Source organism: Fulvimonas sp. R45, assembly GCF_030504985.1.
Lineage (GTDB): Bacteria > Pseudomonadota > Gammaproteobacteria > Xanthomonadales > Rhodanobacteraceae > Rhodanobacter_A.
Window position 1 is genome coordinate 291521 of record NZ_JASERU010000001.1, and the last position, 25195, is coordinate 316715.

A 25195-nucleotide genomic window follows, 5' to 3' on the forward strand; every position below is an offset into this window, starting at 1 on the left:
CGGCGCCGCGCAGACGCAGGCGCTCACGGTCAGCTTCCTCGGCCTGCCCGAGGGCGCGCAGTACGACGCCCAGGCCCACGCCCTGACGTGGACACCCGGCCCCGGCCAGGTGGGCGACGTCGTCATCACCGCCCAGGTCAGCGACGGCCACGCCACCACGCAGCAGACCTTCGTCGTGCGCGTGGGCGCCGACGGGAGCGCCAACGCCCCCAGTGTGCTCATCGACAGCGTACCCAGCACCCCGGCCCTTCCCGGCCAGGCGGTGCTGGTCACCGTGCGCGCGAGCAGCTTCGGCCGCATCGCCAGCCTCACCGCGCAGGTGCGCGGCACCGGCATGGGTACCGATACATGGCAGACCGTGGCGCTGGACAGCTCCGGCCGCTTCCACGTGCAGGCCACCCAGCCCGGCCTGGTCGACGTGCGCGTGATCGCCACCGACGCGGACGGCAACACCACCACGCAAGACCAACAGCTGCGCATCAAGGACCCGACCGACACGACCGCCCCCGCGCTCGTCTGGACCGGCGCCCTGCAGGGCGCCACGCCGGACGGCCGCCCGCTGGACATCACCAGCCCCACCGACCTGCAAGCCACGCTCGACGAGCAGCAGGCCATGGGCTACCGCCTGCAGATCGCGCCCGCCGGCAGCGACCAGTGGCAGACCCTCGCCGACCCATCGCTGGCCGCCGCGGCCGTCGACCAGTCGCTGGCCCTCGCCACCCTCGACCCGGCCGACTTCGACAACGGTGTGTACCAGTTGCGTTTCACCGCCTGGGATCTCGCCGGCCGCACCAGCGAGATCGACGCACGCATCATCGTCGACACCGCGCAGAAGACCGCACCGGTCGCTTCCGCCATCGACGCCACCTACACGCTCGGCGGCCATGACTTCGCCGTGGCGCGCACGTTCGGCGGCCAGGGCGGCGGCTTCGGCAACTGGAGCCTCACCGGCTTCGACAGCCACCTCACCACCGACCAGAACGCCACCACCGCCAGCGGCGCCACCGCCGCCTGGACGGTCGGCGCGCGCGTCTGGCTGACCCTGCCCACGAGCCTCGCCGCGTCGCACGACCTGACCCACCTGAGCTTCACCCTGGGCACCGTCGGTACGCCGCTGGATGCCTCGCCTTCCTCGCCCATCGTCTACCGAGCCAGCTTCGGCAGCGACCAGGGCTGGCAGTTGCAGGCCATCGACGGCGACCACCTGCAACGCATGGGCGGCCACCTGTACGACGAGCTCACTGGCCTGCCCTGGGTGCCCTCGGGCTACCAGTTGACCGCACCGGACGGCACCGTCTACACGCTCGACGCGGCCGGCAAGGTCACCGGCGTCGCCTTCGCCGACGGCGTGCAGTGGCTGGTCTCCGACGCCGGCATCGCCCTGGTCGGCGGCGACGCCTCCGCGCGCATCGACATCCTGCGCGACACGCAGGGGCGCATCGCCCGCATCATGGGGCCCACGGACGCCACCGGTGCGACACGCACCATGGTCTATCGCTACGACGACGCGGGTCGCCTGACGCTCGCCCGCGCCCTCGACGGCAACGACTTCGGCACACCGTACGGCTACGACAGCCAAGGTGCGCCCTTCACCGACACGCTCGCCGCCAACCTCGGCACCGCCGCGAACTGGCTGGGCAGCAGCACCGCCAACAGCTGGAGCGGTACGCTGAGCGCCGGCCAGACCACGGCACTGGGCTTCACCGTGCGCGACAGCGAGCTGGCCTCCACCGTCAAGGTGCCGGGCGCGCAAGGCGCGCTCATCCTGTCGATCAGCGCCACCCTGAGCGACCCCGGCGCCCACCTGCAGGTCGTCGGCGCCGACGTGCTCGGCAGCACCGTGCACGACGGCGTGCAGACCTGGCTAGTGCGCGTCACCGAGGCCGGCCTCAAGCTGCTGCGCCTCACCGGCACCGGCACGGCGACCGTCAGCATCGTGGTGGCAGGCGACCTCAACCGCGACGGCAGCATCGACGGGGCCGACAGCGCCGCCTTCGAGCAGGATCTCGCCGCCGCCAACCTCGCCGTCGACCTCAACGGCGACGGTGTGGTCGACGGCAGCGACCGTCAGGTGCTCTACGCCAACTACGGCTGGCGCGCCAACCTGCCGCCGGTCGCCGCCGCCAACGCCCCGGAGACGCTGACACACACCGGTCTCGCCGTGCGCATCCCGCTGGCCGCCGTCGCCCAAGACGACGAAGGCGACGACGTGTTCTGGCGCATCCTCGGCGCCACCCACGGCACCGCCGTCCTGAGCAGCGACGGCCAGGCCGTGATCTTCACCCCGGAAGCCGGCTACAGCGGGGCCGCCACGTTCACCCTGGGTGCCGATGACGGCTACGCGTCCAGCGCCCCGATCACGTTGAGCGTCGATATCAGCTCTGCGGCGCTGACCGCAATCCATGTGGAACGCATCCCGGCCATGGCCGTGGGTGATCGCCAGCAACTGGTGGTAACGGGCGATTTCGCGGATCAGCAAAGCGTCGTTCTTCCCATCAACTACCTCGACATCGTTTCCTCCGATTCGTCCGTCGTCGCGGTGATGGATGGCGGGATACTGCACGCACAGAAAGACGGCACGGCTGTGGTCACCATTTCGGCACATGGCATCAGCGCCTACAACGCGCTGATCGTCAATACCGATGGTGCTGCCCCCTTGGCGGTGCAAGGCAACGAGCTGGACGTCTTCCCGCCGCAGATCAATCTGGCCGAGGCGGTCGGACAGCGGCAGATCGACGTCTCGTCGCTGGACAATGGGGACAGCCTGTCGGCGGCTTCAACCGGAACCCTCTACTACTCGAGCAATCCATCCGTCGTGACGGTGACACCCGACGGGCTGCTCGAGGCACACGGTGTCGGGGTCGCCCTCGTCACCATCATCAACGCCGGACTCCAAGCCGAGATCCATGTGACGGTGAATGTGCCAGTGACCGGTCCGGTAGCCATGAACGCCGCAACCGGGGCCGTCACCCAGGACACGCAGGGAGATATCCTGATGGTGTCTGGTGGCAGTGTCGCCAAAGACACCGACGTATCGATCCAGCACGTGGATGCGACATCGGTAGGCATGCCTGCGCCCGCGCCGGACATCCTCGACGTCATTTCAACGGTCAAGGTAGACATCGGTGACGAGAAGGCCGGCAATCCCCTGCAATTCGCCCTGAAGATCAATGCCCCCATCGACCCCGCCACTGGCGAGCCGAAGCAGCTCGAAGCCGGTACCACCGTGTATTTCTGGCGCCTTGGTACGGTCGCCCTGGCCGACGGCACCGTCCATCAGACGTGGTGGCTGGCCGACGACGGCGTCATCGGTGCCGATGGATTGGCACACACGGCCAGCCCGCCCTACGGTGGTGCAACGGTAGGCGGCATCTACTACGCGACTGTTTCTACAAAAACGGTAGCCAATGGAGGCGTGCAGGATACGCACCTGCGGGGCGTCGCAATGGATTGGCAGGCGTACTGGGTCGGCATGGGGAACATCGCTTTCCGCGGCGTAACCTCGCCCAGCCTGGTGGGATTGCTGACCCAGATGGCATCGAATGCCGCGGTATCGCTGGTGGCGCTCGACTACACCATTGCCGGAACCGCACAAGCGACGATCCCCGTGAGCGACTTGCTGTCCACCAGCAATGCAACTTTCCCAGCGCCTGCCGATTACCTTCAAAACTCGAACGCGGCTCCCTACATCACCAACCTGTCGTACAAGTCCGATACGCACGAACTGACCATCAGCGGAAACTTCGGCACCGGGAGCCTGCTCGTCAGGCTGCTCCCCAATGGTTCGCAGTTGGTCAAGCCGGGCGATTTCGACGATGGCCAATTGATCCCGGACAGGGGGCTGGTGTGGGATGAAGTTGTTGCCAGCCAGCCGGGTTCGGGCGGCCTGGGCCAAACCATCACCATCCACATTCCTGATGGCGTTGCATTGAGCCAGGAAGCCATAGAGGTCATTCGACAGGCGCCCGTGATGGCGAGCGACGGCTCCGTCGATCACTATGAAAATGTCGGCAGCAACGTGGTTGCCGCATTCACGGGGAACGAAGGCGAAACCATCGCCACCTCGGATGACTCAATCTACATCTTCAAGGGCACCGGGCAGGCCACCGCGGACAGCAGCGCGCCGATCGAAACCCGCGCTGTGATCACCAAGGATGAACATGGGAACCCCATCACCCCCGCGCGCCGCCAAGGCGCGAGTTTAGTGGCGTACTCGCAAAATGGTGCGCTCGCCTTCGTTGCTGCCTGGAATAACCCCGATATCTATGTCGTCGACATGATGACGCGATCCATCGTATACACGATTCCGGTTGCCTCCGGCCAAGGCAAAATCAGCGGATTGGTTGCCCACAACGGCTGGCTCTACGTTTCACTGGAGTCGAATGGTGCCTACCTCGGCGTTTATTCAGCCTCTGCACCCGATATCGGCGGCGGTTTGATGCGCATCAATATCGACCGGACATCCACCCAATTCCTGGAAGAAGAACAGGAGCTGAGCGGCTTGCCGGGTGGCAACCAGGTAAAGGGTGGGTTCGCATCAATCGCGATCAACGATAACAGTTACATGGCAGCCACGTCGCTGAGCGGGCACATCGATTTCATCGATCTCAACAGCATTGGCAGTGATGGGACCGTTACCGATGCCATTTCGGTTGGTGCAGAAATTTATGGGAGACCGTCAGATGACAATGCAACCTGGAGTGTAGTCAGCGGCAAGAAGCCCGGCCAATTCCTTGTCACCAACGTATATGCCGTGGATAACGGCGTCTCGGCTATCCAGCTGCCGCTGGATGATAACGGCTTCATCGACAAATCGAAAAGCGTCCAGGCCAAGACCATTTCCACTGCGGAAAAAATGGAGACGACAGGTATCCGTCGCAACCACTTCCGAGAAAATGTTCGTGCATCTTCGGATGTGGTGATCGTGGAATACAACGGTAACGAATATGCCCTGGTATCCGATTGGAATTTCTGGTACCACGACCCCTCGGTTACCGATCTGTCAACACTTCCGCCTTACCAGATCGGCGGAAAAATTGGTGTCATTGAAGACCCGTTTGGGGAAAGTGGTTCGCCTGTCTTCCTTGGCGCAACGAGCGCCATCGCAGGAGCAGCCATCAGTGATCTTACGATAGGCGCGGACGGACTCTTGTATGCCAATGTCTGGAATTACGAGCCAGGCTATGACATGTTTGCCGCCTCGTATTTCTCTATGTATACGTGGGACGCTGCCGCACTCGTCCAGGCAGCGATCAATGCCCACGCCAACGCAGGCGCCTGGGTTGCCAAGGGCATCGACCCATTGAGTCGCCCAATTGATCGGTACTATGACGGCACGTCGAGCGGCATCGGCACCATGCTGCCGGTATTGACCCCGTCCGAATACCGTGGAGCATCCGACACGCAACCGTTTAACGCCCTATGGACGGTCGCTGGATACAACCCCTCCGAATTGCCCGTAACGCTGGCCTCGGCTGCTGGAAGGGTTCCGGTATTCGAAATTCACTACACGCCAATAACGCCCACATTGAAACCGGTGGACATGGTTTCGGAAACAAGCCCCGTAGGATCGGTCGTATGGGGAATTTTCGACTCCGTTTTTAACGATGGCCTCTCATCCGAGCTTCACGACAACATCGAGAAGATGACCACGGAAGGCTGGACGCTGGACAAGGTTCACAAAGAAAACCTACAGAAGATAACCGATTCAATCATCGAAAGCATATTTGAAAGCGCTAACAAGGCAGCGGCGGGCATAGCGCTTGCGCGCTCAGGCCTGTTCACGAAGCTCGAATTAGACATCAGCGTTCAACTCCAAAGCCGTTTCACCGTGTCCATAGAGGGATGGGCAGCATCGCACTCAATCACAATCACCATGCTTCCTCATTACAAAAATGACATGGAAGCGATTAAGCAGTTTTCTGAAGTAATAGCCAATGCCGTGAGTGCGATGTATAAGTACGGAAGCGGCGAAGGCAAAATATCTGATTTGCTGTCCGCGATATCCCCATTGGCAGGAAAATGGATCCGGATACCGGACAAAGCCATCGAAGACATCACCAGCCCGATCATGCAAGAAGCGGCAAAATGGTTTAATGATGTCCTTGACAAGACGCTAAGCAAGTCGCCCAAGATAATTGCCGAATATCTGGACAACCGCGCCGAAGGCGGCGGCGATGGAGTTGCAAGTCCCGGAACCACTGTCGCGCCACACGACCATCAAATCCCAGCGATCCAGCCAGGCACAGGTGTGACCAACGATCAAGGTACGGTGTTGTTTACGGCGCCGGCGCTTGCCTCGATGGATGCGGCCCAGGCGATTGCCTGGTACTCCGATCAGATAAGTCGATTGGGCGACATGACGGCAGGCCCAGCCACCTCTCACATGCGTGCGCAGCAGTCCGTGCAATTGATGGGCATGCTGAACCAGGCAGCGGCCAATGCCATCGGCGACCCGATCGAGAAGCTGCTCTTCAGCCTCAATTTCCCAATGCACTCCCTTGAAGATCTGACACTCCATTACAAGGGCCAGTACAGCGGCGACAAGCTTTACGATGCTGTCCAGAACGAGATCGTATCCATCGTCCAATCCAAAGCATCGGAGCTTGTAAGCAACGGGGCAATCGCTATTCCGCTTTCGGATGTGGCCATGACCATGGGATCCGGTGCCCAACAATCACTCTCGTCCAACGACATAGCGGCGCTGTTGCCGGTCGCCATTTCCTACTGGACGGATCTTGGCGTCCCCAGTTCAGTCTTCAAGGACGTGACGGTATCAATCGCCAATCTGGAAGATCGATTGGTGGGGAGCACCAACGGCAGCGCCATCACCCTGGATGTGACTGGTGCCGGCTGGGGCTGGTACACCGGTATCCCCGGAGCGGGGGCTTTCGACCCGGTCGACGGCTCCAGCTCCAGTTTCATCGCCAAGGAAGCAGGCCCGGCAGACGGAAAGATGGATCTGCTGACCGTGCTGATCCATGAGCTGGGCCACGTGGCGGGCGCAAACGACGTGCTGAATGCATCGGATTGCATGTACCCGTACATGGCACCCGGCGAACGTCGTCTCCCGACAAGTTCGGACAAGACGATGGTGCCAATGTCCGCCGGCACCCAGGCGATGATGACGCAGTCCGCAATAACGCAATCGACCGAGTCCGGCGCCCGTACACCGACGCAGGCAGCGCAGGCGGATGGCGTTCGACTGTTCGCCCTTCAAACCCCGGGCCTCATGCTCGCACGAGCCGATACGCAAGAGAGTCTTGTTGGCGGGCTGGCCAATTCCGATTTCAACGGCACGGACGGCTGGAAAGTCGACGGCAAGGTAGCCACGGGGAACGGCTCGGTGGTGCTCGACGAAACCCCAGACAGCCAGACCCGCATCAACCAGGTCTTCACCGTCGGCCCCAACGACAAGTTCCTGCGCTTCACCATAGCCGGGGCCTCGCTGGACAACCCGGGCGACCTGCCCGAGGACGCCTTTGAGGCCGCCCTGGTCGACGCCAACACGGGCGCCTCGCTGCTCGATCCGATCAGCCTCGGCCACACCGACGCCTTCCTCAACCTGCAAGGCGACGGCCAGGTGTTCCTGTCCGACGCGGTGCGCGTGATCGCCAACGCCGACGGCAGCCGCACCTACGTGGTGGATTTGAGCAGCATCGCCACGGGCACCGCGGTGAACCTGTCCTTCGACCTACTCGGCTTCGGCGAGGCGCGCAGCCACGTCACCATCCGCGACCTGCATATCGGCGTCCCCGAGACCCTGGCCGACAGCGCCACCACGGCCGAGGACACGCCGGTCACGATCGACGAGAAAGCCAACGACATCGCGGCCGACCAGCCCGGCTTCGCACCGGTGATCGTCGACGGGCCCGCACACGGCAAGGTCACGATCAACGCCGACGGCAGCTTCGGCTACCTCTCCGACCTCAACTACAACGGCACCGACAGCTTCACTTACAAGCTCAGCGACGGCCAGGTCGACTCGAACGTCTCGACAGTCAGCATCGTCATTACGCCGGTCAACGACGCACCGGTTGCCGGCGACATCCAGCAGACCACGCTGGAAGACGCTCCGCAGGCGATCGACCTGCTGAGCCAGGCCAGCGACGTGGACAGCCCGGTGCTGACGCCGACCATCGTGCAGGGACCGGCGCACGGCCAGCTGGCGCTCAACACCGACGGCACCTACACCTACACGCCGGACGCCAATTTCAACGGCAGCGACAGCTTCAGCTACAAGGTGAACGACGGCGAGTTGGACTCCAACATCGCCACCGTGCAGATCGCGGTCGCTTCGGTGAACGACGCCCCGACCGGCACCAGCGCCACCGTCACTACACTGGAAGACACCCCATACGTGTTCCAGGTAGGCGACTTCGGCTTCAGCGATCCGAACGACGCGCCGGCCAACGGCTTTGCGGCCATTACCGTGGGCGACCTGCCGCAAGCCGGCAACCTGACCCTCGACGGCCAGGCCGTCGTGGCCGGCCAGCGCATCACGGTGACCGACATCGCCGCCGGTCTGCTGCAATTCGCTCCGACCGCCAACGCCAACGGCGCCGGCTATGCGTCCTTCACCTTCCAGGTGCAGGACGATGGCGGCACCGCCAATGGCGGTGTCGATATCGATCCCACAGCCAAGACCCTCACACTCGACGTGACTTCGGTCAACGACGCACCGACCGGCGCCAGCACCACCGTCACCACGCTGGAAGACACGCCGTACGTGTTCCAGGCGGGTGACTTCGGCTTCAGCGATCCGAATGACACGCCGGCCAACGCCTTTGCGGCGATCCTCGTGGGCGACCTGCCGCAAGCCGGCAGCCTGACCCTCGACGGTCAGGCCGTCGCGGCCGGCCAGCGCATCACGGTGACCGACATCGCCGCCGGCCTGCTGCGCTTCCTGGCCGCGCCCAACGCCAACGGCGATGCCTATGCCGGCTTCACTTTCCGCGTGCAGGACGACGGCGGCACGGCGAATGGTGGCATCGATACCGATCCCACGGCCAGGACCCTGACCATCAACGTCACCCCGGTCAACGATCCCCCCGTAGCCGCGCCCACGACCCGGATCACCGGCGTGGAGGACACCCCCTACGTCTTCGCCTGGAGCGACTTCCCGGTCAGCGACATCGACAGCACCGCGCTGTCGATCGTGCTCGCCTCGCTGCCGGCGGACGGCGCCCTGCAGGTCTACGACGGCACCGCCTGGGTCGCCGCCACGATCGGCCAGACGGTGACGGCAGACGACATCGCCGCCGGCCACCTGCGCTTCGTGCCCGCCGCCAACGCTTCGGGTTTCAGCGGCTTCGGCGGCGACGGCACCGGCAACCTCCAGTCGCACTACGCCCGCTTCGACTACCGCGCCAGCGACGGCGAACTGCTGAGCGACCTAGCCAGCGTGGTCATCGACATCACGCCGGTAGCCGACGCGCCCACACTCACCCTTACCGATCGCCCCGGAGGCACCCAAACGCTGTTCCGCACCGACTGGGAGGACGTGGCCGACCACAGCCCCACCTCCACGCTGGTGCACGGCACGAGCCTGGACGGCTGGGACCTGGTCAAGCAACCCGACCACACCTGGGGCGGCTGGAACGGCTTCGAGGTATGGTCCGAGGGCGACAAGATGGATGGCCCGCACGGTCGTCCGGTAAGTGTCCACGCCGCCGCCGACGGTGGCCGCAACTGGCTGGAGCTCAACGACGCCCAAGGCCTGGGCCACCAGACTCTCGGCATCGAACGCCAGGTCGACACCGTGGCCGGCGCCACCTACACGCTGAGCCTCGACTACGCCGGCCGCATCGGCTACAGCACCGACTACACCGCCATCGGCATCTACGTCGACGGCGTGGAAATTGCCCACTACGCCGGCACCAGTCCGGCCGATGCGCTGAACTGGCAGGCACTGAGCTTCAGCTTCGTCGGTACGGGCGGGCCACAGACCCTGCGCATCGTCACCGAGGCGACGAAACAGGACGCCAACGGCCGCGGCGCCATGCTGGACAATCTCGTCCTCACCCAGACGTTGTCGGCCAACACGGGGCTCGAAGACACCGCCATCCCGCTGTCAGCCATCCGCGCCGGCCTGACCGATACCGACGGTTCCGAAGTGCTGGGCCTGTCCATCCTCGCCCTGCCCGTCGGTTCGACCCTGAGCGACGGCACGCATAGCTTCACCGCTACTGCCGACGCCACCACCGCTGACATTACCGGCTGGACGCTGGACACGCTCACCCTGTTGCCGCCCGCGAACTTCAACGGCCAGATCGCACTGACTGTCGAAGCCACGGCCACCGAGACGGCCAACGGCGACACGGCCACGACCACGGCCCCACTCACGGTCACCGTGCTGCCGGTCGACGACGCACCCGTGGCGCAAGCCGACAGCGTCACCGTGCGCGAGCACAAGACCGTGGTCATCGACGTGCTGGCCAACGACACGGACATCGACAGCCCCACGCTCACGGCCGAGGTACTTTGCGGCCCGCGCCACGGCTGGCTCACGCGCAACGCCGACGGCACTTTCAGCTACACGGCCGCCTGCGGCTACGTGGGCACCGACACGTTCACCTACCGCGCCAGCGACGGCGAACTGGACTCGGCGCCCACCACCGTCACCATCACCGTCACCGCCAACCACCCGCCCATCGCCAACGACGACACGGTGAACGCCCTGGAAGACACGCCGGTGACGATCGACGTGCTCGCCAACGACAGCGATGCCGACGGCGACGCGCTGACGGCCTACGTGGTCTGCGGTCCCGAGCACGGCCGTCTGTGCCTCAACGACGATGGCACCTGGACCTATCTGGCCGATCGCAACTGGTACGGCACCGATACCTTCACCTATCGCGCCTGGGACGACCTGGACGGCTCCCGCCTGGCCAAGGTCACCATCACCGTGGCCCCGGTCAACGACGCCCCGATCGCGCGCGACGCCACCTTCCAGGTGCGCAAGGACGGTGCCGCCTGCATCGACTTCGCCTGCCTGGTCGCCGACGTCGACGGCGATGCGCTCACCCTGTCGTTCGCCAGCCCGAGCCACGGCACGCTCACCCGCACGGACGACGGCCGCTACCTTTACCGCCCGGCCCAGGGTTTCAGCGGTACCGATACCTTCACCTACACAGTCAGCGACGGCCAGCTCAGCGCCACCGCCACCATCACGCTGGCGGTCGGCGGCTGGGCCTGCGGGAACGGCGCCAGCGTGCAGGTCACGTCAGGCTGGGCGTCCGCCGGTCAAACAGGCCACGGATGCCGCTACATCGTGGTGAACCAGAGCCAGGGGCGCAGTTCGGGCCGTCCGGAGTCGGATACGACGACGGGCGACCTGCCGACGGTGGATTGGAGCGCGCAAGCCGAGGCGCAGGCCTATGCCGCCGCCAACGCCAATGGCTCATGGTGGGGAGCGTTCGGAGAAGAACCGGTACCGGGGTCGAACGACTTTGCGCAGCAATGCGGCTTGAAGGTGAAGAAGCCGCATTGATCTCAAGTGGCGTGGCGGACCTTGGTCCGCCACGCCATACACCATTGCAACGGGAATCTCAGCTTAAAAATGGCTCTCCGGCATGGCACCCGCTTTCGGGGCGCGCCTAACCCGGTGCACGAAGGCCGCGCATCCGACCCAGCCGGAAATCATCGCGCATAAGGCGCGCCTGCGTGCTTGATCCCAGCAAGCGTTTCGAGAACACGGTCCACCGAGATGGCACGCATGCACTCCCCAGGCAGATGCCTCGCGCTGTCGTAGGCACGGGTACGCGCCTGGCCGGCATGGACGTCCACGCACAGCGTACGGTCCCGGTACGGTCCGTAGGTCAGGCTGCTGGTGGCGCCATAGAGACCGACGGCAGGGACGCCCAAGGCATCGGCCAGGTGAAGGTGGCCACTGTCCGGGCCCATGAGGGCCGTGGCGGCGGCCACCAGGGATGCCAGGTCCGCGATTCCCAGGTCCAGGTGCGCCGCGCCTTCCGGCGCCGGAAGACGGTCACGCCCCGGCATGCCGCAGACGAACACCTCGTACCGGCGCGACAGGAGATGCTCGACGACCGCGCCCCACCGCTCCCGCGGCCATTCCTTGTAGGCGGCGCCGGCATCGGGGCAAATGACCACGTACGGCCCGCCCGGCCGACGCGAAGGCAGGGCCAGCCTGAACTTGAGAAGGCCGCGGTCGCGCACGCCGGCTGCCATGGCCATGGTATCGCGCACGTGCTCGCCATGCCGCGGACCACGGAACGGGCATGCATCCGGCCTCCACTGGGTTCCCTGGTCGCTGGCGGAAACATGCAACGGGCCATGGGCGAAAAGCGGAGCAAACGGCCGGTAGGCCACGAAATCGCCTGCCGCTCCTTCCGCGGCCATGGCGGCCATCACCGCGTAGGCGTGGATGCTGTCGCCCAGGCGCCGGGTGACGCGCAAGGCGCCGGAAGGTCGCCGCGGAGCGGCTCTACGTGCGGAGGAACGCACCGGTAAGCGACACCGCCGCCATCCGCGCTCAGGAGACCGGGGGTACGATCGTGAGGCTGTGCAGCCCTTCGCGCTGGGCGTGGCCCGGCCCGAACTCGACCACCTTGCCGTCCTTCAGGATGACCGTGTAGTCGGTATGGCCCAGCGAGCGGCGCTTCCGGTGCCGTCCCAGGTAGGTGTAGACCTGATAGTCGTCGACGACCCGCATGGCATCGGGCCGCCCCAGCGCCAGGAGCACGTCCGCGCGATCGCTGCCGGGCCCGAGATACGTGACTTTTTCGCCGGTAGTGCGGCAAGCCGAAAGCGCGACCGCAAGCAGGGCCGCCACCACGAGATACTTCATTGTCCTTCCCCTGTTCCGTTCCGTGACCGGATTCCACCCGGACAGTGATCATAACGCATGCACTTGGCATGGCGAAGCGCCGGATGCAAGAATCCATGGCGGGGGAACTGATCGGAGTTCTGACGACCCGGAGCCGTGCTTCTGCGTCTCCAGGTCGCCGCGTGTCGATCAATGGATCGCGGTTCCCTTGTCCATCGCCAAGGGATCGAGGTTCGCAGCATGTCATGCCTTTCCGCGCAGCATCGGCCAATAGGCCGATCGCCCGCCAGTCTCGCCACTACCGCCCATCATCCGCGTCTACCGTGAAGGGCTGGTTCCGCGCAACGCTGCTCTGCCTGCTGGTGGCCGCCCACGCGCATGCCGCCACGGTGGACACACGGCCGACCAGCCTGGGCGAGGTTTTCGACGCCGCGCAGGAAGGCGAGCCGAACTACCGCGCGGTCAAGGCCAACCTGGCCGCCTCGCAGGCACGCGAACGCCAGGCGTTCGGGGCCATGCTGCCGCAGATATCCCTCACCGCGAGCGCGAACGGCAACCGCCGCGCCTACAACACGCATGACGCCACGACGGACACTATGCATGACCGCTACCACAGCCACAGCGACCAGCTCAACCTGACCCAGCCGCTCTGGCGTCCCGCCGACGTGGCCTCGTGGCACGAGGCGGAGGACAGCACGGCCCAGGCGCAGTACCAGCTGGCGGATGCCCAGCAGAAGCTGTACGCGAAGCTGGCGGTGGCGTGGTTCGACCTGATGGAGGCGCGCGACGAGATCGACTTCACCACGGCGCAGCGGAACGCACTGCAGGCGCAATGGAAGATCGCCCGCCGCGGCGCCGAGCTGGGCACCCAAAGCCCGCCGCAGGCAGCCGACGCCGAAGCCAAGTACCGCGAGGCGGCCGCGGATGAGGCATCCGCCGAACTCGACCGCGAAACCAAGCTTGCTGCCCTGGAGCAGCTCACCGGACCGGCCGACGGGCTGGTACAGCCCTACCTGCGCGACGATGCCAGGCTCCCCGACCTGGTCGGCAACGACGTGGACGCCTGGCTGAACCTAGTGGACACCCATTGCCCCAGCCTGCGCGCGGCGACCCAGGCCATCTCCGCCGCTGACGACGAAGTGCGCAAGCAGCGCGCGGGCGGCCACCCGACCCTGGACCTGGTCGCCAGCTACGGGAACAACGACCAGGCGGTCGGCAACTTCCCCGGGCAGGCCGGCTACGGCATACGCACGTTTACCGTAGGGTTGCAGCTGAACGTGCCGCTGTACACCGGCGGCACCCAGTCGGCCAAGGTGGCCGAGGCGCTCGCGGCGCGCGACAAGGCGCTGGCCGAGCGCGATGCGGCGCGGCGGCAGGCGATCCTCGACATCAGGACGGCCTTCCTGGAGTGGCAGTCCGGCCAGGCCAAGGCCAGGGCCGCGCTCATCGGCATGACCGCGGCCGGCGACGCGTGGCGGGCCGCCCGTCGCGGCGAGGCGCGCGGCCTGAAGACGCACGCGGACGTGCTCGCCGCCCGCCAGCAGTGGGCCGCCGCGCGCAGGGACATGCACAAGGGGCGCTACCAGCAGATCACCGCCTACGTGAAATTGCGCACCACGCTCGGCGAACTCAGCAGCGACGACGTGGCCGAGCTCGACCGCCTGTTCGGCCCGTCCGACGATGCCTCATTGCAGGTGGCCGACGCGCGGAGCAAATCGCCATGAACACGCAGGCTCCGGTGCCCCAGGCGCGGGAAGCCCGGCCAGCCGGCGCGTGGGAGCGCTTCCTGGCGGCCGGCACGTCGGACACCTTCTGTTCGGCCTGGCTGGCGCTGCTGTGCGAGAAGTTCCCGGCCGTGCAGCAGGCTGCCGTGCTGGTCGAGGCGAGCGACGGGCAGAGCTTCGTACCGATCGCGGTATGGCCTACGGCCAGCACGGACATGGGCCGCATGGGCGCGGCCGTGCAGCAGGCGCTCGGCGGACGCCGCATCGTCGTGCAGCCGGTACCCGAGCATGCCGGCCTGACCCACGTGGCCATGCCGCTGCGCTCGGGCGAGCGCCTCGTCGGTGCGGTCGCCCTGGAAGGAGCCTTCGACGAGGCCGCGAGGCCGGCGCTGCTGCGGGAACTGCACTGGGGCAGCGCCTGGCTCGCCAACATGTTCGGGCAGCGCGAGCTGGAAGCCGCGCAACAGGCCAGCGAACGCTCGCTGGGCGTACTGGAAACCATCGCCGTCGCGCTTCGCCACCCACACTTCCAGCAGGCCCTGTTCGAGCTCTGCAACACGCTGCGCCAGCGCTTCGGCTGCTCGCGCGTCGCCATCGGCCTGGTCCGCGATGCTCGCGCGCGCCTGGCCGCGCTGTCGGAAACGGCGACGTTCGAGAAGTCCTCGCCGATGGTGCGCGCCTACGCGGAAGCCATGGACGAAGCCTGCGACCTGGGCCAGGCCGTGCATACCCTGGCCGCCGGGGGGGGCGACAACTACCGGGCGCACAACGCCCTGCTGCAGCGGGTCGGCGCCGGCGCGCTGATCTCCATTCCCGTCGACCACCAGGCACGGACCATCGCGGTACTGCTGCTGGAGCGCGAGGACGCCGCGCCCTTCGACGACGCCGAGCGCCGCTGGCTGGAGACGTTCTCCAGCCTGTTCTCCCCCGTGGTCGCGCAGCGGCGCGATGCGGAGCGCCATTCCCTGCAACGGCTCGGCGACGAGATCCGGCGCGGCTGGGCCGCCGTGGTCGGGCCACGCTACCTGCTGTGGAAGGCCGGAGCCCTGCTCGCGGCGATCGCGGTCGCCCTGCTGGTCTGGCTGCCCGTGCCTTACCGGGTCTCCGCCAAGACGGTGACCGAGGGCGCGATCCAGCGCGTGGCGGCGGCGCCGTTCGAGGGCTACCTGGCGGCCAGCTTCGCCCGCGCGGGCGACGTCGTGCGCAAGGGCCAGACGCTGGCCAGGCTGGACGACCACGACCTGCGGGTGGAGCAGGCCCGCTGGTCCAGCGAGCGCGACCAGTACCGGAACAAGCTGCGCGAGGCGATGGCTGGCCACGACCTCACCGCCATCCGCGTGGTCACCGCGCAGCTGGACGAGGCGCAGGCACAGCTAGACCTCACCGACGACAAGCTGGCGCACGCCAGCGTCACGGCCCCCTACGACGGCGTGGTGGTGACCGGCGACCTCAGCCAGCAGATCGGCACGCCGGTGGAGGCCGGCAAGAAGCTGTTCGAGATCGCGCCGCTGCACAGTTACCGGATCATCCTGGAAGTGGACGAGCGCGATATCGGGCAGGTGCGCGTCGGCCAGTCCGGCGAACTGGTCATGAGCGGCCTGGCCGGCGATCCCATGCCCTTCACCGTCGCCAAGATCATGCCCGTGGCGACCACCCAGGACGGCAAGAACTTCTACCGCGTCGAGGCGCGCCTCAAGCACGACTCGTCGCTGCTGCTGCCCGGCATGGAGGGGGTCGGCAAGGTCTCGATCGGGAAGCGCACGCTCGGCTGGGTGCTGCTGCACAGGCTGTTCGACTGGCTGCGCGTCGCCCTGTGGCGCTGGAGCCCCTAGGCGGTGCCGGGCGATGTCGCGTAACCCGTTCAGCCCGTCCTGGCACAGCGTCGCCGCACTGCGGCCGCGCCTGATGCCCTACGCCACAGTGCAGCGGGTAGTGTTCCGCGGCAAGCCCTGGTACGTGGTGCAGGACCAGACCGGCGGGCGCGTCTACCGCTTCTCCGCCACCGCCTATGCGTTGATCGCGGGCATGGATGGCCGGCAGACCGTGCAGGCCTTGTGGGAGCGCGCCAACGCCTCGGAAGTGCGCGATGCCTGCACCCAGCCGGAAGTGGTCGACCTGCTGGTGCAGCTGCACGCGGCCGACCTGCTGCAGACCGACGCCCAGCCCGACTCGGCCGCCGCGCTGGACCACCACAAGAAGAAGCGCTCCGAGTTGCTGCGGCAATGGCTGCTCAATCCGATGAGCCTCAAGCTGCCGCTGTTCAATCCCGACCGCCTGCTCGACCGGCTGCTGCCCCTCGTGCGCTGGTGCTTCGGTCCGCTCGGCGCGGTGCTGTGGCTGGCCGCCGTGCTTCCGGCCATCGTGCTGGCCGCGCAGCACTGGCCGGAGCTGACCCGCAACCTGTCCGACCGCGTGCTGTCGTCGAGCAACCTGCTGGTGATGCTGGCGGTATATCCGGTGGTCAAGCTGCTGCACGAGCTCGGCCATGGCTTCGCCGCCAAGCGCTGGGGCGGCGCAGTGCGCGAGCTTGGCCTGATGTTCCTGATCTTCGCGCCGGTGCCCTACGTGGAGGCGTCCTCGTCGGCTTCCTTCCCGTCCAAGTACCGGCGCGCCCTGGTCGCCGCGGCGGGCATGATGGTTGAACTGCTGCTGGCCTCGCTGGCGCTGTACGTGTGGCTGCTCGCCCAGCCCGGCGTGGTGCGGGCGGTCGCCTTCAACGTCATGGTCATCGGCGGCGTCTCCACCCTGGTGGTGAACGGCAACCCGCTGCTGCGCTACGACGGCTACTACATCCTGGCCGACCTGATCGAGATGCCCAACCTGGCCCAGCGCGGCCAGGCATGGTGGACCTGGCTGCTGGACCGCTACGCCTTCGGCGCCACCGACGCGGCCAGGCCCGACGAGATGCCCGGCGAGCGCAACTGGCTGATCCTCTACACGCCGCTGGCGTGGTGCTACCGCACCCTCGTCACCGTCTCGATCATTTTCCTGGTGGCAGGCAAGTTCTTCATTGTCGGTGTGCTGACGGCCGCGTGGAGCGCGGTCAGCCTGCTCGGCGTGCCGCTCTATCGCGGCTGGAAGCACTTGCATTCGTCGCCGACCCTGCATCGGCGACGCGCGCACGCCATGCGCCGCACGCTCGCCGCATTGGCCTGCGCGCTTCTGCTGCTGGGCCTGCTGCCGCTGCCGCTGCGCACGCGCGCCGAGGGTGTGGTGTGGCTGCCGGACCAAGCCATGCTGCGCGCGGGCGAGAACGGATTCTTCGTGCACTGGCTGGTCGAGCCCGGGCACGAGGTGGCGGCCGGCCAGCCGCTCTACACGCTGGCCAACCCGCAGTTGACCGCCGAGGTCGCGATCGATCGCGCCAAGCTGGCGCAGGCACAGGCGCATTTCGATGCCGACCGTTTTTCCGCCCCCGCCAAGGCCGCGGTGTCGTCGCGCCAGCTCGACGAGGCCAACGACATCCTGCGCCAGGCCGAGGCCCGGGTGACGCGGCTGACCGGTTATGCGCAAGGCGCCGGCCGGTTGATGGCCGCCACGCCGCAGGACATGCCGGGGCGCTATTACAAGAAAGGCGAGCTGGTCGGCTACGTGCTGCGCGACGAGGAACTGCTCGTGCGCGTGATCGTGACGCAGGACGACGTCGATCTGGTGCACCAGCGGCTCCGCGGCGTCTCCCTGCGCCTGGCGGGCGCACCGGACCGGGCGTGGCCCTCCCGCGTGATACGCGAATTCCCCGGCGCGGTCGACGAGCTGCCGACGGCCGCGCTGGGCCTGAACGGCGGCGGCACCATCCCGACCACGCCCGGCGACCCCAAGGGCCTGAAGACGCTGCAGCGCGTCTTCGTCGTGGACATCGCCCTCCCCTCCCGCATCCGCCCCGCCTTCGGCGAGCGCGTCCAGGTGCGCTTCGACCACGGCAGCGAGACGCTGGCGCGGCAGGCGCTGCGGGCCCTGCGGCAGGTCTTCCTGAGCCACTTCGGTGTCTGACGTACGCGCCCTGCTGGCGGGCCGCGACGTCGCCCTCGGCGACGGACCCTACCTGGAGCGCCTGGACCCGGTGCGCCGGCCGTGGGAGGAACACCTGCGCGCCCTGCTGGACCGCCTGCCGCGCATGGAAGAGCGGCGCTCGCGCGCCTTCCTGCGCGCCACCAATGCGCTCGAGGACACCACCAGCCGGCTTGCGGACGACCAGTTGCGCCCGCGGCTGGACGACGTAGTGCGCCGGCTCCGCCGGGACGGCTTTGGCGATCGCGTCCTGCCGCAGGCCTTCGCGCTGGTCCGCGAGGCGTCGCGGCGCACCCTCGGCATGCGCCACCACGACGTGCAACTGCTCGCCGGCCGCACGCTGCTGCGCGGGCGCCTGGCCGAAATGTCCACCGGCGAGGGCAAGACGCTGGCCGCCACGCTGGCCGCCTGTACCGCGGCGGCCACCGGCGCCGCGGTACACGTGGTCACGGTGAACGACTACCTCGCCGAGCGCGACGCGGAGCACAACCGCCCCCTGTTCGACCTGCTCGGCCTCAGCGTGGGCGTGGTGCTGCAGGACATGGAAGTGCCCCGGCGGCGCGAGGCCTATGCCTGCGACATCACCTACGTATCGAACAAGGAACTCACCTTCGACTACCTGAAGGACTGCATCGCCCTGGGCGAGGCGTCGCTGACCCAGCAGCGCCTGCGGGAACTCGCCGGCGGGCGCCGGGGCGAACCGCCCATCCTGCGCGGGCTGCACGTGGCCATCATCGACGAGGCCGACAGCGTGCTGATCGACGAGGCCGGCACGCCGCTGATCATCTCCGAAACCCTGCCGGACGACCTCGACCCGGCGATCTACACGCAGTCCATCGCGCTGGCCGGTTCGCTGCGCGCCGGCACGGACTTCGTGCTGGGCGAACACCGCGACATCTGGCTCACGCCCAGGGGCAAGCAGATCGTGCGCAAGGCCGGCGCACTCCACGGCGGACTGTGGCGGTCGCCGCTGTGGCGGGAGGAGTTCGTCCAGAAGGCGCTCTCGGCCATCCACGGCTTCCAGCGCGACCAGCACTACATCCTGGCCGACGGCAAGGTGCAGATCGTGGACGAATCGACCGGACGGGTCATGCCCGACCGCACCTGGGAGCGCGGCCTGCACCAGATGATCGAATCGAAGGAAGGCTGCGAGGTCACCGGGCAGCGGCGCACCTTGGCGCAGATCACCTACCAGCGGTTCTTCGGCCGCTACCTGCTGCTATGCGGCATGACCGGCACGGCGCAGGAAGTCGCGGCCGAGGTGAAACGATGCTACGACCTGTCCGTCACCCGCATCCCCACCCACAAGCCGAGCCGCCGGCAACGCTGGGCCGACCGCATCTGCACGGGCTCCGGGCCGCGCTGGCATGAGGTCGCCCGCCGCGCCGCCGAGGTGGCCGCGACCGGCCGCGCCGTCCTCGTCGGCACGCGCTCGGTGGAAGCATCCGAATACCTGGCCGCGCTGCTCGACGAGGCCGGCGTGCCGCATGCCGTGCTCAATGCGCGACAGGACAAGAGCGAGGCGGAAGACGTGGCGCAGGCCGGCCAGCCGGGGCGGATCACCGTGGCGACCAACATGGCCGGCCGGGGTACCGACATCAAGCTTGCCCCCGGCGTCGAGCAGGCCGGCGGGCTGCACGTGATCCTGACCGAGTTCCACGAATCGGCCCGCGTCGACCGCCAGCTGTTCGGCCGCTGCGCCCGCCAGGGTGACCCGGGCAGCGTCGAGGCCATCGTCAGCGTCGACGACGAGCTTTTCCGCCGCTTCATGCCTGCCGCCGGCTACTGGCTGATGCGTACCGTCGTCCGCAGGCAACGGTCCAGCAGCCGCTGGCTGCGCCGTTGGGTCAAGTACGTGCAGGGCCGTGCGGAGCGCCATTACCGCAGGCAGCGCACCGATACCATGCGGCGCGACGGCGAATGGATCCGCGCACTGGGTTTCGTGGGCAAAACGCGCAAGTAGAGCCCTGCCATCGGAGCCGCCACCGGCCCGTGCGTCCGGGGCTGGCCTCTGGAACTGGTGCCCCCGATACGATTCGAACGTACGACCTTCCCCTTAGGAGGGGGACGCTCTATCCAACTGAGCTACGGGGGCGAGGCGCGGATTCTGGCATGGATCGCCGCCGCGCGCGAACCGGCCGCAAGCGTACCCCTGCTAGAATCGGCGTTTTGAACAGGGCGCCACGCGCGTCCGGCAGAAGGAGCCCGCATGTCCCACAGCATCCTCACCGCCCTCGGCCTGGCCGACGTCAACTCCGGCACCTACCTCGGCAACGGCGAGTGGTCGAAGACCAGCGACGCCGGCACGCTGGCGCCGACGAACCCGGCCACTGGCGAGGTGATCGCGCGCGTGCATGCGAGCAGCGCGGCCGACTACGCGACCATCGTGCAGCGCGCCCAGGAAGCCTTCAAGGCCTGGCGCGCCACGCCGGCGCCGAAGCGCGGCGAGGCGGTGCGCCTGTGCGCCGAGGCGCTGCGCCGGCACAAGGATGCGCTGGGCTCGCTGGTCGCGCTGGAGATGGGCAAGATCAAGCCCGAGGGCGACGGCGAAGTGCAGGAGATGATCGACATCGCCGACTTCGCGGTGGGCCAGAGCCGCATGCTGTACGGCTACACCATGCACTCCGAACGCCCCGGCCACCGCATGTACGAGCAGTGGCACCCGATCGGCCTGGTCGGCATCATCAGCGCGTTCAACTTCCCGGTGGCAGTGTGGTCGTGGAACGCCTTCCTCGCGGCGATCTGCGGCGATGTCTGCATCTGGAAGCCCTCGCCGAAGACCCCGCTGTCGGCCATCGCCACGATGAGGATCTGCAACGAGGCGCTGAAGGCCGGCGGCTTCCCCGACATCTTCTTCCTGTTCAACGACGCCGGCACCGAGCTGTCGCAGGCCTTCGTCGACGACAAGCGCATCCCGCTGGTCAGCTTCACCGGTTCCACCAAGGTGGGCCGCATGGTCGGCGAGCGCGTGGCCAGGCGCATGGGCCGCTCGCTGCTGGAGCTGGGCGGCAACAACGCCATCATCCTGGACCGCAGCGCCGACCTGAAGCTGGCGATCCCCGCCATCGTGTTCGGCGCGGTGGGCACCGCCGGCCAGCGCTGCACCACCACGCGCCGGCTGTTCGTGCACGAATCCATCGTCGACGACGTCACCGCCAAGCTGGTCGCCGCCTACAAGCAGGTCGAGGGCAAGATCGGCGATCCCACCGACCCGAAGACGCTGATGGGGCCGCTGAACAGCGCCGAAGCGGTGCAGGCCTACCTCGCCGCCATCGAGAAGGCCAAGGCCGCGGGCGGCAGGGTGCTGACCGGCGGCGCCGCACTCACCGACCGCAAGGGCCATTTCGTGCTGCCGACCATCGTCGGCGGCGTGAAGAACAGCGACGAGGTGGTGCAGGCCGAGACCTTCGCGCCGATCCTCTACGTGATCCCGTTCAAGACCCTGGACGAAGCCATCGCGATGCAGAACGACGTGCCGCAGGGCCTGTCCTCGGCGATCTTCACGCAGGACCTGAAGTCGGCCGAGCAGTACCTGTCGGCGGCCGGCAGCGACTGCGGCATCGCCAACGTCAACATCGGCACCTCCGGTGCCGAGATCGGCGGCGCCTTCGGCGGCGAGAAGGAAACCGGCGGCGGCCGCGAGTCCGGCTCCACCGCATGGCAGGCCTACATGCGCCGCCAGACCAATACCATCAACTACTCCGACGCGCTGCCGCTGGCGCAAGGCATCAAGTTCGAGTTCTGACCGACCGACGCGTGCGCCGTCCGTGCGGCGCACGCGTCACCCGCGACCGGCCTGCCGGCGCCGCACGCCACGGGCCGTCCCGGACCGCACGCGAGGATGCCGCATGAACCCGCCTGCCTTGCCTCCCTTCGATTTCCACGGCTACCGCGTCGCCGTCGCTGGCGGCAGCAAGGGCATCGGCCGCAGCATCGCGCTGGCCTTCGCCGATGCGGGGGCCGCGGTGTCCGTCTGCGCACGGGGGCAAACCGCACTGGACGGCGTGGCGCGCGAGATCGGCGCGCGCGGCGGCACCGTCCACGCGCGAAGCGGCGACCTCGCCAACGCGGACACCATCCGCGCCTGGATCGACGCCGCCGCCGGCGCGCTGGGCGGCCTCGACGTGCTGGTGAACAACGCCAGCGGCTACGGCTTCGGCGACGACGACGCCGGCTGGCTCGCCGGCTTCGAGGTCGACCTGATGGCCGCCGTGCGCGCCTCGCGCCAGGCGCTGCCGCACTTGCAGCGCTCGCCGCACGCCAGCATCCTGCATACCAGTTCCATCGCTGCCTTCCACCCGCGCCGCCACGGCGCGCCGTATGCCGCGGTGAAGGCCGCGCTCAGCCAGTACACCACCTCGCAGGCCCTCGCGCTGGCGGAGCATCGCATCCGCGTCAACGCCATCGCGCCCGGCTCGATCGAGTTCCCCGACGGGCTGTGGGATCGCCGCCGGCGCGAGGAGCCGGGGCTCTACGCCGCCACGCTGGCGAAGATCCCGTTCGGCCGCTATGGCCGGCCGGAGGAGATCGCCCACGCCGCGCTGTTCCTCGCCTCGCCCTGGGCCGGCTGGATCACCGGCCAGACCCTGTGCGTGGACGGCGGCCAGCAACTGAACGGATGACCCCATGAGCACCCTGCGCAGCACCGAACGCTTCAGCGACCGCGTCGCCGACTACGTGCGCTATCGGCCCGACTACCCGTCCGCCATGCTCGATTGGCTGCACCGCGAGCACGGCGTGATGCCCGACTGGCAGGTCGCCGACGTGGGCGCCGGCACCGGCATCTCCAGCAAGCTGTTCCTCGACGCCGGCCACGCGGTGACCGCGGTGGAGCCGAACGCGGCGATGCGCGAGGCGGCGGTCGCCTGGCTGGGCGGCAACCCGCGCTTCCGCGCCGTCGACGGCCGCGCCGATGCCACCGGCCTGTCCGACGCCAGCGTCGACCTGGCGACGGTGGCGCAGGCCTTCCACTGGTTCGACCCCGACACCACGCGGCGCGAGTTCGCACGCATCCTGCGCCCGGGCCGGCTGGCGGCGATCTTCTGGAACTCGCGCCGGCTCACCGGTACGCCGTTCCTGGAGGGCTACGAAGCCCTGCTGCAGCGCTACGGCACCGACTACACCAGCGTGGCCGAGCGCTATGCCGACGACGACGGCATGCGCGCCTGGTTCGGCGCCGGCTGGCGCGGCACCGCGCGCTTCGAGCACAAGCAACGGCTCGACTTCGACGGCCTGCGCGGGCGGCTGATGTCGTCCTCCTACGCGCCGAAGGCCGGGCACCCGCGGCACGAGCCCATGCTCGCCGCGCTGCGTGACCTGTTCGAGCGCTGCCAGCAGGACGGCCGGATAAGCTTCGACTACGACACCCGCATCATCGTGGGCACGCTTTAGCTTTAACCCGTCATTTCGACGGGATCGGCGACAACGTTCAGCTGTCCCCACGCCGTTCGCCCTGAGCGTAGGCCCGCAGGGTCGAAGTCGAAGGGTGACTGCCGCCGGGCGCTCCGACTTCGCTTGCTGTCGCAAGCTACGCTCAGCACGAACGGAGTTTTCCAGCTGAGTGTCGTCGCCAATCCGGTCGTCGGGATGACGAGCCAAATCAAACCGTTCTTCACCGAGGCACCCATGTACGACCTGCTGCGCCCGCTGCTGTTCGCGCTCGACGCCGAGACCGCGCACGGACTCACCCTGTACGGCCTCGACGTGGCCCACCGCAGCGAGCTGACGCGCTTCGTCGCCAGGCCCGCCGCCGAGCTGCCGGTGGAAGCCTTCGGCATCCGCTTCCCCAACCCGGTCGGCCTGGCCGCGGGGCTGGACAAGAACGCCGAGCACCTCGACGCATTGGGCGCGCTGGGCTTCGGCTTCGTCGAGGTGGGCACGGTCACGCCGCGTCCGCAGGCGGGCAACCCGAAGCCACGCCTGTTCCGCCTGCCGCGACACGAGGCAATCATCAACCGCATGGGCTTCAACAACGCCGGCGTGGACGCGCTGGTCGACAACGTGCGCAAGTCGAGCTACGCCGGCGTGCTGGGCATCAACATCGGCAAGAACAAGGACACCCCGAACGAGCGCGCGGCGGACGACTACCTGTTCTGCCTGGAGCGTGTCTATCCGCACGCCGGCTACGTCACGGTGAACATCTCCTCGCCCAACACCCAGGGCCTGCGCGACCTGCAGCAGGAGGAATCGCTGCGCCGCTTCGTCGGCACGCTGCGCGAGGCGCAGGAACGGCTCGGTTCGCAAAGCGGCGCGCGCACGCCGATGCTGCTGAAGATCGCGCCCGACCTCGCCGAGGCCGAGCTGGACGCCATCGCCGAGGTGTTGCTGGCCAGCGGCATCGACGGCGTGATCTGCACCAACACCACCGTCGAGCGCACCGCGGTGGCGGACGACCCGCACGGCGGCGAAGCCGGCGGCCTGTCCGGCAAGCCGCTGTTCGAGCGTTCCACCGCCGTGCTGCGCGGCATGCGCAAGCGACTGGGCGAGCGCGTCGCCATCGTCGGCGTGGGCGGCATCCTCGACGGCGGCGACGCGGCCGAGAAGCTGGCCGCCGGCGCCGCGCTGGTGCAGCTCTACTCCGGCCTGATCTACCGCGGCCCGCGGCTGGTCGCCGAATGCGTGGACGAGATCCGTCTCCAGCGGGAACAGGCCGATGCAGCCTGAGCGCATTGAT

The 25195-nt window shown here is 67.7% G+C and carries 11 protein-coding genes and 1 tRNA gene (1 of these 12 only partly in view); 9 read left to right on the plus strand and 3 right to left on the minus strand.

Annotated features, from left to right (window positions below):
* Positions 1 to 11491: the final stretch of a tandem-95 repeat protein gene (locus tag QMK61_RS01315; RefSeq protein WP_302069900.1), read on the plus strand. 25661 nt of this gene lie to the left of the window's left edge; the window shows 11491 of its 37152 coding nt (coding positions 25662–37152); the start codon falls outside the window, past its left edge; it ends in the stop codon at positions 11489 to 11491.
* Positions 11492 to 11640: 149 nt separating this feature from the next.
* Here the strand turns inward: QMK61_RS01315 and QMK61_RS01320 are convergent, their stop codons facing one another.
* Both QMK61_RS01320 and QMK61_RS01325 read right to left on the minus strand, forming a co-directional pair.
* Positions 11641 to 12420, minus strand: a complete 780-nt coding sequence (locus tag QMK61_RS01320; RefSeq protein WP_302069902.1) for a glycosyltransferase family 9 protein — start codon at positions 12418 to 12420, stop codon at positions 11641 to 11643.
* A gap of 76 nt (positions 12421 to 12496) precedes the next feature.
* Positions 12497 to 12811 (minus strand): hypothetical protein, encoded by a 315-nt coding sequence (locus tag QMK61_RS01325; protein ID WP_302069903.1) that lies wholly within the window; start codon positions 12809 to 12811, stop codon positions 12497 to 12499.
* Positions 12812 to 13113: 302 nt separating this feature from the next.
* On the opposite strand from QMK61_RS01325, the gene QMK61_RS01330 reads away from it, so the two are divergent.
* The 4 genes from QMK61_RS01330 to QMK61_RS01345 are packed head-to-tail and all read left to right on the plus strand — an operon-like array spanning position 13114 to position 20485.
* Positions 13114 to 14514, plus strand: coding sequence for a TolC family protein (locus QMK61_RS01330; RefSeq protein WP_302069904.1), 1401 nt, complete (start codon positions 13114 to 13116; stop codon positions 14512 to 14514).
* Positions 14511 to 16346: an HlyD family efflux transporter periplasmic adaptor subunit gene (locus tag QMK61_RS01335; protein ID WP_302069905.1), complete on the plus strand. Its 1836-nt coding sequence runs from the start codon at positions 14511 to 14513 to the stop codon at positions 16344 to 16346. The genes QMK61_RS01330 and QMK61_RS01335 overlap by 4 nt, the downstream gene beginning before the upstream one ends.
* A 13-nt stretch (positions 16347 to 16359) precedes the next feature.
* Positions 16360 to 18504: a site-2 protease family protein gene (locus tag QMK61_RS01340; RefSeq protein WP_302069906.1), complete on the plus strand. Its 2145-nt coding sequence runs from the start codon at positions 16360 to 16362 to the stop codon at positions 18502 to 18504.
* Positions 18497 to 20485, plus strand: a complete 1989-nt coding sequence (locus QMK61_RS01345) for a hypothetical protein (RefSeq protein ID WP_302069907.1) — start codon at positions 18497 to 18499, stop codon at positions 20483 to 20485. Before QMK61_RS01340 ends, QMK61_RS01345 begins: the two co-directional genes overlap by 8 nt.
* Before the next feature lie 55 nt (positions 20486 to 20540).
* On the opposite strand, the gene QMK61_RS01350 is transcribed toward QMK61_RS01345, so the two are convergent.
* Positions 20541 to 20617 (minus strand) — tRNA-Arg (locus QMK61_RS01350).
* A gap of 114 nt (positions 20618 to 20731) precedes the next feature.
* Between QMK61_RS01350 and QMK61_RS01355 the strand changes: the two genes are divergently transcribed.
* The 4 genes from QMK61_RS01355 (at position 20732) to QMK61_RS01370 (ending at position 25185) form a co-directional block, all read left to right on the plus strand.
* Positions 20732 to 22267 (plus strand): aldehyde dehydrogenase family protein, encoded by a 1536-nt coding sequence (locus QMK61_RS01355; RefSeq protein ID WP_302069909.1) that lies wholly within the window; start codon positions 20732 to 20734, stop codon positions 22265 to 22267.
* Between the two features lie 103 nt (positions 22268 to 22370).
* Positions 22371 to 23144, plus strand: a complete 774-nt coding sequence (locus QMK61_RS01360) for an SDR family NAD(P)-dependent oxidoreductase (RefSeq protein ID WP_302069910.1) — start codon at positions 22371 to 22373, stop codon at positions 23142 to 23144.
* A gap of 4 nt (positions 23145 to 23148) precedes the next feature.
* A complete protein-coding gene (locus QMK61_RS01365) occupies positions 23149 to 23913 on the plus strand; it encodes a class I SAM-dependent methyltransferase (protein ID WP_302069912.1) in 765 nt (254 codons plus the stop codon).
* Between the two features lie 234 nt (positions 23914 to 24147).
* A complete protein-coding gene (locus tag QMK61_RS01370) occupies positions 24148 to 25185 on the plus strand; it encodes a quinone-dependent dihydroorotate dehydrogenase (protein ID WP_302069974.1) in 1038 nt (345 codons plus the stop codon).
* Positions 25186 to 25195 lie beyond the last annotated feature (10 nt).